13 protein-coding genes and 1 pseudogene are annotated in these 12,312 nt (G+C 38.0%); 1 reads left to right on the top strand and 13 read right to left on the bottom strand.

Annotated elements, in window-relative coordinates; all coding sequences use genetic code 11:
- Nucleotides 1–363: 363 nt before the first annotated feature.
- The 4 genes from iaaH to AWW73_RS00945 form a co-directional block, all read right to left on the bottom strand.
- Nucleotides 364–1,824, bottom strand: a complete 1,461-nt coding sequence (iaaH, locus tag AWW73_RS00960; protein WP_062848488.1) for an indoleacetamide hydrolase — start codon at nucleotides 1,822–1,824, stop codon at nucleotides 364–366.
- 91 nt (nucleotides 1,825–1,915) lie between these two features.
- Entirely contained in the window at nucleotides 1,916–2,635 is a 720-nt protein-coding gene (locus AWW73_RS00955; protein ID WP_062848487.1) for a helix-turn-helix domain-containing protein, read from the bottom strand.
- A gap of 182 nt (nucleotides 2,636–2,817) precedes the next feature.
- Entirely contained in the window at nucleotides 2,818–3,222 is a 405-nt protein-coding gene (locus tag AWW73_RS00950) for a hypothetical protein (protein ID WP_062848486.1), read from the bottom strand.
- Between the two features lies 1 nt (nucleotide 3,223).
- Nucleotides 3,224–3,904: a hypothetical protein gene (locus tag AWW73_RS00945; RefSeq protein WP_062848485.1), complete on the bottom strand. Its 681-nt coding sequence runs from the start codon at nucleotides 3,902–3,904 to the stop codon at nucleotides 3,224–3,226.
- Between the two features lie 158 nt (nucleotides 3,905–4,062).
- On the opposite strand from AWW73_RS00945, the gene AWW73_RS00940 reads away from it, so the two are divergent.
- Nucleotides 4,063–4,611, top strand: coding sequence for a hypothetical protein (locus AWW73_RS00940; protein ID WP_062848484.1), 549 nt, complete (start codon nucleotides 4,063–4,065; stop codon nucleotides 4,609–4,611).
- 182 nt (nucleotides 4,612–4,793) lie between these two features.
- Here AWW73_RS00940 and AWW73_RS19265 read toward each other — a convergent pair whose 3' ends face one another.
- From AWW73_RS19265 to AWW73_RS00905, 9 genes and pseudogenes are all read right to left on the bottom strand, one after another.
- A complete protein-coding gene (locus AWW73_RS19265; protein WP_000737387.1) occupies nucleotides 4,794–4,916 on the bottom strand; it encodes a hypothetical protein in 123 nt (40 codons plus the stop codon).
- Between the two features lie 167 nt (nucleotides 4,917–5,083).
- A complete protein-coding gene (locus AWW73_RS00935) occupies nucleotides 5,084–6,478 on the bottom strand; it encodes a methylenetetrahydrofolate reductase C-terminal domain-containing protein (RefSeq protein ID WP_062848483.1) in 1,395 nt (464 codons plus the stop codon).
- A 73-nt stretch (nucleotides 6,479–6,551) separates the two neighbouring features.
- Nucleotides 6,552–7,319 carry an ADPR responsive transcriptional repressor NtrR gene (gene ntrR / locus AWW73_RS00930; protein ID WP_062848482.1) on the bottom strand — a complete coding sequence of 256 codons (768 nt, stop codon included), beginning with the start codon at nucleotides 7,317–7,319 and terminating at the stop codon, nucleotides 6,552–6,554.
- A 60-nt stretch (nucleotides 7,320–7,379) separates the two neighbouring features.
- Complete coding sequence (locus AWW73_RS00925) at nucleotides 7,380–8,873, bottom strand: nicotinate phosphoribosyltransferase (protein WP_062848481.1); 1,494 nt, start codon at nucleotides 8,871–8,873, stop codon at nucleotides 7,380–7,382.
- 11 nt (nucleotides 8,874–8,884) lie between these two features.
- A complete protein-coding gene (locus tag AWW73_RS00920; protein WP_062848480.1) occupies nucleotides 8,885–9,769 on the bottom strand; it encodes a phosphoribosyltransferase family protein in 885 nt (294 codons plus the stop codon).
- A gap of 180 nt (nucleotides 9,770–9,949) precedes the next feature.
- Nucleotides 9,950–10,045 (bottom strand): annotated as a pseudogene (locus tag AWW73_RS18880) (sulfite exporter TauE/SafE family protein); the annotation flags it as partial.
- Between the two features lie 7 nt (nucleotides 10,046–10,052).
- Nucleotides 10,053–10,544 carry a GNAT family N-acetyltransferase gene (locus AWW73_RS00915; protein WP_062848491.1) on the bottom strand — a complete coding sequence of 164 codons (492 nt, stop codon included), beginning with the start codon at nucleotides 10,542–10,544 and terminating at the stop codon, nucleotides 10,053–10,055.
- The gene (locus tag AWW73_RS00910) at nucleotides 10,541–11,305 is read right to left on the bottom strand and encodes an ABC transporter ATP-binding protein (RefSeq protein WP_062848479.1); all 765 of its coding nucleotides are present in this window, start codon (nucleotides 11,303–11,305) and stop codon (nucleotides 10,541–10,543) included. Before AWW73_RS00910 ends, AWW73_RS00915 begins: the two co-directional genes overlap by 4 nt.
- On the bottom strand, nucleotides 11,302–12,312 hold the full coding sequence (locus AWW73_RS00905; protein WP_081409437.1) for a FecCD family ABC transporter permease: 1,011 nt from the start codon (nucleotides 12,310–12,312) through the stop codon (nucleotides 11,302–11,304). Before AWW73_RS00905 ends, AWW73_RS00910 begins: the two co-directional genes overlap by 4 nt.

The following is a 12,312-nucleotide window of genomic DNA, read 5'->3' as shown; positions in this document are numbered from 1 at the left end:
ATCTTACATATAAAGAGATTTATTTCACTAGTATTAAAGATTAACTTTCCATTTGTATTAATTAAGTAGAATTATTTAAAGATCTATGTAACCGCTAAATAGTTATGGAGAAATTTTATAATATTAATAGAAGGATAAAATATAACTATTCTGGCTTAGTCAAAATAGTAAAAAAGCGCTTATAAAAAGACTATTCCGACAACTTTTGATTAATTATATTAAGTAAAATAATATAGAATCGCCCAACCCCAACCCAACATACACCTAAGAATCCCAATATTATTAAAAAACAAAATTAATGTTAAAAAAGAGTTACTTTTAACTCTTTTTTATTCAGGAATTAGTGAATTTACGGATCATTTTTTACTGATTTAAAGCACTAAAAATTTCTTCTAAAGTTACTCCAATCGCAAGTATTTCACTATCCTGATGAGGTAAACCATCGACTTCCAATCCAATTGGTAGTTTCGATTTCACGCCCTTCCCAATCGGTAAACTCAGCCCCGGTATTCCGATATTACTTCCAGGATCTGTATTTCGAATGAGTGTCTGGAAATTTTCAATTGAACTGACTTGTTCGTTTGCTAGCGGTGCAACAATCGGTGATGTCGGTAGTAATAAAGCATGTAAGTTATGCGCTTTAAATGTGTTTTGGTAGAGTTCAAGCAATTGTGGACGAGATTCACTGATGGCCTTTTCATAGAAAGGTAAAACAGGAACAAGTTGACCCGTCTGATCTTGAATTAATTGAGGAAGAATATTCTGTTTAAAAATTGCCTGTACATCTGGGCTTGAGATTTGATCAGTTACATCCTCTAAAGTCAAATTTACATGATGATGTTTTAAATATTGAATAAGGTCATATTTGCCTTCATAGATGACCACAGGAAATGAGATAGCATGATTGAGCTGTTCTAAATTCGGCATCTCGACAGGAATAATTTCGACTCCCGCCTCTTTTAACAGCCCAAGCGCAATATGTGCCTGTTGATGAACGTCTTCATCTAAATGATTCCAAAAATATGGATTGATACCGAGCCTAATTTGATGAGGCTGTAATGGTTCTTTCTTTGGCTCTTGGGTAATAAGCTGATCAATTAAAATAATGTCAGACACTGTATGTGCAATAGGACCAGCAGTATCCCGCGTATGTGAAATTGGGGTAATGCTGTCTTGTGAGTATCTTCCTATTGTTGGACGAAAGCCGACACAACCATTTAATGCACTTGGCAAACGTATTGATGCACCAGTGTCTGTACCAATCGCAATCGGAACCATTCCCGCCGCAACAGCCACAGCACTACCTGACGAAGACCCGCCAGCAATATGCAATGGATTTACGGCATTTCTTGTACCCACAACTCCTTTAATGTGCATAGCAGTATTATAACCTGTTACCCCAAAGGCCAATTCGTGCATATTGGTTTTACCAACAATGATCGCACCGTGATCAATAAGCTTTTGAATAATCGGTGCGGAATTTTGAGGTTTAAATTGGGCTAAAGCTGGTGTGCCTGCACTATTTGAGAAACCAGCAACATGAATATTATCTTTAACCGCAATTAAAATGCCCATTAAAGCTGGACATAGTTTTCCACTAAGCAGGTATCTATCCCAATATTGAGCTTGTTGAATTGCTGAAGCTTTATCTGTGCTAATAAAAGCATTTAAAGACTGTTGTTTTTCAATAATGTCGAAGTAATGATGCACGAGTTCTTCACAAGACACTTTTCTTTCATGAATCAGTTGAGTGATGACATCAACTGAAGCATTTGATAAACCCTGTGATTCAATCCAATTATTTTTTTCAACTGCATTTGACATGGTGACTTAAAATCCATTTAAGTTGTGATCTTAAGAACTTAGTACAAATTGCTCAATAATTCGTATCCTCAAAATTGAGGATTGCTTTGTTTTAATGTTGAATGAGTAAGGCCATTTCAGTGCGATTATTGCAGCCTATTTTTCTCATAGAATTATTCAGATGGGTTCTTAATGTGGTAAAACCAATACCAAGTAAACTTGCCACCTCTTTATCACTTAAACCTTTAGAGACCAAATGAACCACTTCTTGTTCTCGTGGAGTCAGACCATATTGTGTTGACAAATCGGCTGGTAAGGCTTGAGTAAAATAAGGTTCAAGCAGATTTAATATTCTTTTTTCACGCTCACCAAACATGTCAGCATCTTGAGCACGCCAAATGCGTAAATCACCAATATCCATACCATTTCGGACAAAATAAATATTTATACCGTGATACAAACCATAGGTTTTTAAAAACTCATTGTAATAGTCTGTTTTTTTCAGGTCTGCCAGAGGCATGACTTCGTTTACAAATGTTGGTTTCTTGAGTTTATGAAGTTGTGCAGTAATGGGGTCATCAAATTGCCAAACACACTCATAGTCCTCCATTGCTTTTGGGTCGATTTTCCATATCACACCTTCTCTCGATAAGTTAAGCGTTGAATCCCAAATATAAGATGCGGCAAAATCAGCCCGCAACAAGATGGCAATATCTGCAATGATATTTTCACGTAAATTGTATTGCCCTTTTCCTGAGCCAAGTTTCCATAATATTTCGGAAAACAACGTAAACTCAGATGGGCTGAAATCCTTTTCTAAAAGTGCGGTCATCGTCTACCTATTTAACGAAATCCATCGAATTTTAAGAAGATCGGTTAAGCGCTTCCTTTGAGCTTAGTACCAACCCCATCCTTTTCTATAACATATCTATTTTTTGATTTGGTAGGTAAATAGTAGTTATAAGTTAAAGACGCGGGTTCAACTCCCGCCATCCCATATAAAAGTCACTATTTTCATCTTAAATCCCAATCTTGCTCTACCCCTCTATTTCTACATTCCAAGAAAGATTTTAAATGAAACTTTCCAATCGCTTTAAGTTTATCTTCATCGCTAGAATATAGGGGGTATTCATATGCCTGAAGAACTATTTGTCGTTGCTTCATTTTCATATCTTCAGGAAGACTTCCTTCATCTGCTGTTTTATATACATAGTCAAAAGACAGTCCATTTTGTCTCCCTTCCATGATTGCTTTTGCTAATTCAGAAAGAGTTTTACATTTACTATCTCTTGTTTGTATTTCGTATTTTTGATCAATCATCTTAATAAGCTCTTCCTTGGAAGGAAGCTCTATATTTGTATTTGCGAGACAAATTTTAGGTATCAACACTATGGCAACTAATAAAATTATCTTCTTCACCTCAATCCACCTTGTTAAAATTCTTCAAAACTTTGTAAGTGATATCTTGATTAGTAGCGTCAATTACTTCTAATAAAGCGCCTTTATATCCTATTTGTTTAGATTGGCTTAAATCATATTCAACATCATTATTGAATGCAGGACGTGCTTGATTACTTGAAAATTCACGGTAGCCTACATTAATTTTATTTCCAAATTTTCCACTATAAATTAATGTTTGTTGGAAGGAATTATCTGATGCAATTGCTACAGTCTTCATGATAGCTTGATGTTTATCAGTACAGTTTTTTGCATTAAATACTGTTACTACACAGAGCTTACTTTCATTATCAAGCATAACTACTTTAAATGGGTCAGCTAAAGGGTTTTTCTGAACCATACCCCCACCGCTTACAGTATTGAATGGCTGAAAATATTGCCCTTTTTCATTTTGGCCTGTTTTTAAGTAAATGCCCGAAGTAAGTGAATAGGCAAAGCTAATTTTAATATTTTCAGGTACATTTAGAACTTCACGATCAACCACTATACCTTGTTCAAGCATTTGATCCCCTACAAATGCTTTATTAACTGAGCCAATTGGTGGCTTGCTTATATTTTTAGGGACGGTTTGATAGTTGTAGGCTGGAGAAGCACAACCAACTATACCAATACTTAAAATTAGTAAACTAATATTCTTTTTCATGATTTAACCAGTTTTATAAAGTTCACATAATCTAACAAACTGGTTACTAATTGTCACATAAAAATATTAATGTAATCTTCATGAATTATCAGTTAAGTTAATACTTATATCAGCTAAATTAGATTAGATTTATGAGTTATTCTTAAAGGCTTAAATTAATGGCTATAGAAACCACTTATTTTGGATTAACAAATATTGATCTTTCTTTTTGGTCAATGATTGGCACTTGGTTAGCCTCTATTGGAACTTTAGCGGCAGTAATTACTTCACTATATTTAGCTCGTAAGAATGAAAAAGTAAATTTGTTAGTTACTTCCAACTTAATTTTTTTATTTAGCGCTAATCATGGATATAATGATGATGACCATTATATCCATATTGAAATTACAAATAATGGAAATCGACCAGTAACTATTCAAAGTGTAAGCTGGCGTATGGATAAGAAAAAAGCTTTTGTAGTTCCTATAAATCCTAATCTTATTAACACTCCTCTTCCTAAAATGCTTAATTATGGTGAAGTAGCTAGATGGGCAATTGAAGTAAATGCGGTTAAAAACATATGGGCACCAGATTTAATAAATCAAGGTATAAAAAGGAAAGCTATCAATAAATGGAAAATAATTATAGCTCTTACCACTGGTGAAAGGATTTTAGTTAAACCTGATAAAAGAATTATTGAACTGATACAGAATTGTTTACCCAACTAAAAAAGCACCCTATATTTTGGGTAACTTTCCTAAAACTGAAATCAGATTTAAATGTATAAACGAAGAATAAATTGAGCCATAAGAGAGCAGCTTCCACTTTTGGCCGTATTTGTTTCACGGGAAGGTAAAGAGATTACCAGAACTAAAAATGAAACCCACTCATTGAGTGGGTTTTTTTATTACTAACCGTTTTGCCTGAGGTGATCTTGGAACTCTTGGTCGTGTATTTTGTTGTAATTAACAGGGTCATAAACACATCCAGTTAAAACAACAATTACAGTAAGTACAGCAACCAACTTTTTCATTGAGACAGCCTTTCTTTTAACGCAAAAGATTTGCTTTAATTATACTCCTCGGTGATCACTTTGATTGGACATAATTAAGGCAAACGATTGTTATTTTTAAATTATTGCCATTCTTTAGCATATCATTTGATTTTTTAACAAGTTCAAATCAAGGGTTAATACAAAACTTAAGCTTCTGTTGCTAAATACCAGTTTTTCCAAGAACTGGTCCCTCTCGTTTCAAGTTGTACCGTTGGAATCAATTTCTCTTTTAGTATTTCAGTTTGTGCAACTGCTTTTGCAAGTCTTGCTTTGACTGAGTGAATACATTCACGGTCACCAAATTCACAGCGGTCTAAAGTTGTTCCGCCACAGGGCCCGTTGGCTAAACCTTTTGGACACGTTTCAGGACAAATATATAAAGTGTCACCTAAACGGCACTGACCACAGCTTTCACAGCCCACTAAGCTATGTTTACTCAGCACTTCTGTTTTAATTAATACCTTAGCGACCACAGCATTTTCCCAAAAAGATGCTTTAAAAATAAAGCGTCCAAGCCCCTTGGCAATTTTTGATCCAAACATTGCTTCATGCATAACATGCAATTGGCGATATTTAATGATTTGTTTGGAGGTCGGCTGACGCGAAAAACGAGTAATTTCAGGTGAAAACTCTTTGCCCGTCGTGACTTGCCAAAGTGAATTCCAAAGCTCTTCTAAAACTTTAAGCTCCAAATGTCTGTATTGCTCGACGTAGCTTTCAAGCAGCATTTGCTCTTCTGGCTTATGACAAGCAGATAAATGAATACCCGCAAATCCTATATGTTTACATATCAAAATCTGTAAAGCACAGCGTAAATAAACGCGGTCTGTATGCCCTGCCTGTTTTTCATCTGCCAAAACTTTTAACATGTGTGGGGTAATTACAATACCCGCGACTTTATGCTTCACCATAAAATTGGCTCGGCCCAAAGTTAGAGGCATGACACAAGCCAGTATTTGCTGCGAATAATGGTTCTTGGTTAAAAATGATTTGGCTTGCTTTAAGGCTTCAATGTCATAACCCAATTGGGTAATGATAAAGTCAGCACCTGCTTTAATCTTCTTATGCAGTTTTAAATACTGTGCATCACGCTCAGCTTCAACATATTTAAATGGGTTAAAGGCAGCCCCAATACGAAACCCGCCGTGTTGCTTGGCTGCCATTACGGCGTTTACCGACTCTAGGTATCGACTACGAGGTTGTCCATCTCGCCCATTATGGTGTTCTTTAAGTTTATCACCTGTAAGCAATAACAAGTTTTGAATATTGGCAGACTTGGCTTGCTTTAAAAAGCACTCAAAGTCTTGTATGTCTCGGGCCTTACCTGAAAAGTGTAAGACTTTATCGATTGAGTCGGGATAACTTTTGCTGGCTTCAAGTGGCGCAATATCATGATCTGAATGTACGCGATCTGCCAATGTCATTGCAGCCGGAAATCCCGCAAGCTCATGTTTCACAGGATAAATCTCATGCAGTGAAGTGAGATATTCCACCAACACAAAAAACTGGTTTTGCTGGAAGCAGGGAGAAACGTGTGACATAGGCAAAGTGCTGATCAAAACATGACATCAATCATAAGCGCGGCATTATAAATCAAAAGTGCATCAAGATGCGCTAGTCAGAAAGCTCATTGTTTTGCTTATCTTCACCCTCTTTATTTCTGGGTAATTCGAGTGAACGAGGAAATATAAAATCAAAAGAATCGAGTGCATAGCGGTAAAGCTGAGCTGGTCGTTTACCCACGGTTTTACTGTGGTTGGTTTCTTCAACTGCGCCCGCTTCTATCATACGACGTCTAAACGCTTTTTTATCTAAAGATTGCCCAAGAATAATTTCATAAATAGTTTGTAGCTCAGTTAGCGTAAATAACTCGGGCATAAGACTAGCTGGCAGTGCGGTATAGCGAGTTTTATTGGTTAAACGCTCTAAAGCCAAAGTGAGCAATTCATTATGATCAAAAGCCAATGCGAAATCTTGTGCTTTTGCTACAGGCACCCATTCGCTGTACTCAGCTAATGCTTGTTGTTGATAGGCATTAAAATCAATTAATGCAAAATACAAAATAGTCACGGCCCAACCACGCGGGTCACGTTTGGCATTACCCACAGAAGCAACTTGTTCCAAATAAGGTGAAACAATTCCTGTTTTTTCGACCAGCTTACGATAAGCCGTGGCCATCAAGTCTTGATCATGGGTTAAATCGGCAAAACCACCCGGTAAAGCCCATTGGTCTTTGGCTGGAAAGTTGGGTCGCTTAATGAGTAATACCTGCAACTGACCATTAAATACCGAGAAAATAGCCATATCTACAGTGAGTAAAGGTGCGTCATAATCTCGGCGATCATAACTGGCAAGGAATTCTTGTTCAGTTTGAATAGTCACGTTCAGCCTCTCAATAAAAATGATGAGCCGATACACACGCAACGACTCATCTAAGCTCAGTTATACGATAGATAAACGCTCACGTATTTGATCCAAAGTACACTCATATTGAAGTTTACCATTTTCAAAGACTGTTTTAAGTGCTCCGCCTTGCTCTTGTTCGGCTGTTTGCTCATCAAACAAAGTAAAGCCATTTTCACTTTCTTCGATGCGTAACAGACCTTTCGCAGATTTTTTTACACCTGAGTCAGTAATTGGGTCTTTAAACAGCTCACGGCCTACTTCATTTACTTGCCCCCAAGTCGCTTTCACAGCAAATCCAAAAGTATCGCGAGTTAAGTAGTTATAAGTAAAACTTCCGATACCAAACACCAAGTTGTTTGATGCAAAACCTTTGGCTTCTAGCCCTTCCAAAATACGCTGTGCGCGGTCTAAAGTAATTGAGTCACCGTAAATTAAACCGACACGTTCATTCAGTACTTTATAGCTTTGGTCAGTCGTTGTACCGCCAAATACTTCCCATAAACATTCAACCGCGCCTTTGTATGCTGGGCTGCCGACTTCGGCGTCTGGGTCACCACAAATAATTTTGACAGGGTCGCCAGAGTCTGGACGAAAAACCAATTTAGCCAAGCCCAAAGCATTGGGTTGTCTTGCCAAAATTTCAGGTTTTAAAGCCACCGTAAACTCGGTAATCACTCGCCAAAAATCCCATGTATCAGACACAACACTAACCACACCAGACGGATAAAGCTCGCAGATTAAACGCTTAAATGTGTCTAGCTCACTGTTTTCTGTGCCCATACACATCACACTGTGTTCAGTTGCTGGTACAGAGACCCCAATCACACCTGTTGCATTGTAATATTCTTCTGCGTAGTCAATTGAAGCAACCGAGTCTGTTCCAATAAAACTGGTTAAGTGGCCTACACCGGATTGTGCGGCATCATAAATTCCGCTCATACCACGGCTACTAAAATCGTGTCCTTGCACAGGTACAAAATCGAGTGGTGCGCCAGTTTTTACGGCATATTGAGTTAATAAACGTTTGTACTCATAGGCAATTGTGGCCGTAGTACAGCTTTTCCAAAGTTCAGCACTTAACACAGTTTCAATATAGTTGGTTAACCAAAAGAAACGCGGGTCGGTATTAATTACGGTAAGCACGGGTACACGCATATTGACGCGACTGCCTTCTGGCAATGCTTTAATCCGTAAAGGTAAATAGCCCAAGTCATGTAATGCTTCAATGTGATCAACCGGCACAGCACCTTCACCTAATGAACTATCCATACGGCGTTTATAAGCAGCCACTACTTTGTCTTTAGGTTGCTTGAAAAAGCCTTCATTCCATGTATCTATTAAAAAGTGTTTGATAAAACCCTGAAGCCCAAAGAACACAACTTTATCGTCAAAGTCAGGCAACATTTTTGCGAGACGAGATGAACGCGGCGTAAAGTTGGCGTATACATACTCTGTGCCTGCCGGATACTGACGTCTGTGGTCAGCTTTATAAAAATCGATAGCGTTTAATGGATTAAGTTTAATAGTCATCTTTATTCTCTTTATTTTGCTGCAAAAGCAATTACTGAAATTTTGTCTGTTACTTGTTGTGGAAAGCTGTCCGAGGTAAATAGCTGGTCAAGCAGCCCATCAAAAACCTCTATTCCTTTACTGAAAATACCGTGGGTCACGTATAGAACGACCTTATGGCAATTGAGACGACGGAGTTCTTTGGCAATACCAATAAAAGTTGCACCGCCATCACAAATGTCATCGGTAATGACCGCTGTTAGGCCTGATAAATCAGTAGCATGTACATGCGTACCTAAAATTTTGCCAGTCACTGGGTCACGTTTTTTATCACACTGAACAATAGTGATTGGTTGTTTGCGCTCCAGATTAAAAGCGTCTGCAACCATTTGTGTGCGTGCTTTTGCGCCTTTGTCTGGGCAAATCAGTACTGTTTTTTCATCTTTTAACAATGTGCTTAGCGCTTCACTCTTTGCGATGATGTCGACTGAACTGACATTTACAACTTCGTTAAAAGAAGTATTGGCAGCAAGCAAGGCTGTTGTTACTTCACTATGGCAGTCCCAAACAGTGATTTTGCCTTGTTTACCTGCTTTTTTGTCTGCGTTGATGTTAAGTAGCTTCGTCATCACATCAAGTGAAAATGCTTGGCCTACTGCACAAATACGGTCCTGACGTGCATATGGAAAATACGGAATTTCTAGGTCAACAGTTAAGCCCTGATTCAGCAATATATTTTCAAGTAGCAAATAATCCATCACATCGTGACTTGAGGCCATTTGCGCGCGGACCAATACGTTGCCAGATAGTGAACCTAACGTTGTCTCATCAATTTGAACATGACGCTCTCCACCAGAAAACTGCGAAAATTTCACTGGAATTTCATTTCTTGCCGCATCTAAAAGCTGGATAGCCATATCATCCTCTTTTTGTCTGATGACCTTCGATGAATATATAGTGGCATAAAGCCACTATATATTTCAAGTCTATTTTTCAAACTTTTTTCAAGCTAATTTAAGACATAAAATTTGCTGTTTGGGAGCGTTTGTAAATTAGTTATTTAATAGAAATTATTATTCAAGCTTTTGAAAAAATAATTAATTTATAAAAATCATGACGAGTAAAACTACTATTAAAAGTAGCGGATACAACTTTGCACGCCATAAATCAGGTAGTTTTGAAATAAATTTTTTTAACAGACTATAAAGATTTACTCATGTGTATAGTGTCATAGGTCTCGATCCATTCCCGTTTGATAACGTCAAACCCTTGTAGAGTCCAAAATTCTTCAGCCGCCGGCAAAAAAGGATGTGTGTGCAAATACAAGCGAGTAATGCCATTGTTTTTTGCATAGCTAAACAACATGTCACATAGCTTGGTTGCGATGCCCTTACGGCGGTATTCAGGTAATACAAATAACTTAACCACTTCCACCGTATTGGACGCTAAATTTAAATCAAAACGATGGTCATATGCCCGATATGCAATGGTGCCAATAATACGGTTTTGATCTTTTACGGTAATGAAGCAGCCCAATGGATCCTGAACATAATATTGCTCAAAATTTTGTAAATCTTTGGGGACTTGCCCATGATAAATTTCTGGGAATAGCAACTGTCTTGTATAAAGCGCAAACTCTACCGCAGAATCGTGGTCAGATTTTCCAACCAACTGATAATCAAACATATTTATAGCCAAGAATGATCAGGGATAACAATAGTTTTGTCTTGAATCATGGCCTCATGAAACTCGACATCGTAAATACTTTTTAAAAACTTCGGATCGGTGATTCGTGTTTTTGACTCAGGCTTAACCACCTCATGTTGTCGCATAAAAAACAGATGATCTGCAAATAAAAAAGCCAAGTTAGGATCATGCATAATCGCAATCACCGTAAAATTTTGCCGCGACAACTGACGCAATTTTTTCATTAAATAAGACTGATAATAAACATCGAGATGATTGGTTGGTTCATCAAGCAAAATAACTTTTGGGGCTTGCACTAAAATGCGGGCAATCATAACCAATTGCCTTTCACCACCCGATAACTCGGTATAAGGACGGTCACGTAAATGTTCAATGTCTAAATCAAGCAAAGCTTGGTCTACACGTTCCCAGTCTGATTTTAAAGGACGATATCGGCTAAAAGCTGCACGTCCCGTAATCACCACATCTTTAACCAAAAATGGAAATACGGTTTTATGAAACTGCGGTAAAAAGCCGAGCAAGGCAGCCCGATCTTTTCCTTTAAAGTCCGATAATGGTTTTCCAGAGTAACGAATCAACCCATCTTTTACGGGTTCTAGGCCCGCCATCAATTTAAAAAGTGTCGATTTGCCGCAGCCATTGCGCCCTAAAATGACGGAAAACTGATTTTCAGGAAACTCCAGATGAATATTTTTAAGAACCTGTTTGTGCCCATAAGCATAATTTAACTGATCAATTTGAATCATGCCCAATGAGTCCTCTGTGTTTTCATTAATAATAAGAAAAATGGCGCGCCAAGTAGCATGGTAAAAATACCAATCGGTATTTCAAATGTCAGTAAAACTCGAGAAAAGTTATCAATCAATAGTAAAAAACTGCCACCCAACACCATATTGGCAGGAATACTATAGCGGTGATCTGGCCCAACCAACATTCTCACAATATGCGGCATAAACAGCCCATATAAACTAATAATGCCCGCCGCAGCCACAGATGTGGAAGTACATACAGTTACTAGTACAATTAAAAGAAGCTGTTCCCAACGCGGATTAACGCCCACAGCTTGTGCTTCTTCAGCACCGAGTGCCATTAAGTTTAGGCGCCAACGCATTGCAAATAATCCAGCAAGGCCAATACAAATCGGTAGCACGGCGTATTGAACCTTTTGCCAAGAAGCTTGATGTAAGTTACCCATGGTCCATTGCACAATGGCTTGCAGTTTAAATGGATCACTTAAGTATTGAATAACTGTAAGTCCTGCCAAAAACAGCCCCGAAACAATCATGCCCGATAAAATCACCATCACTAAAGACGTCTGACTTTCATGTTTTTGATGTGCAAATAAATATGTTAAGCCAACAGCGCACACACCAAAAATAAAGGCTGATAGATTGGGCGAAATCCAACTTAAAGAAAGCGCTAAAGCTGCACCGAACGCAGCACCAGATGAAATACCGAGCACATATGAGTCAACTAAAGGATTACGAAACAATGCTTGCAAGCCATTACCCGCAGTTGCTAACGCAGCTCCCACCATAAAGGTCAGTAAAATTCTAGGCAATCTGACATTCACAATAATGTTTTGCATCAGTCCAAATTGTTCCGCATCAAAATATGGCGTACCAAAGACCGCTTGTACGCCCCATAGTATATAGTCCCATGCACTCAACGTCTGCGTTGGCCCAATAAGCAGCGAGATAAAAATCATGAGGAAAGGTAAAGGATAAAACCAATAATATTTCAGTTTTTCCAT

Source organism: Acinetobacter lactucae (genome assembly GCF_001605885.1).
Classification (GTDB): Bacteria; Pseudomonadota; Gammaproteobacteria; order Pseudomonadales; family Moraxellaceae; genus Acinetobacter; species Acinetobacter lactucae.
Note: the sequence above shows the minus strand (reverse complement) of the source record. Positions and strands in the feature narration are given on the sequence as shown.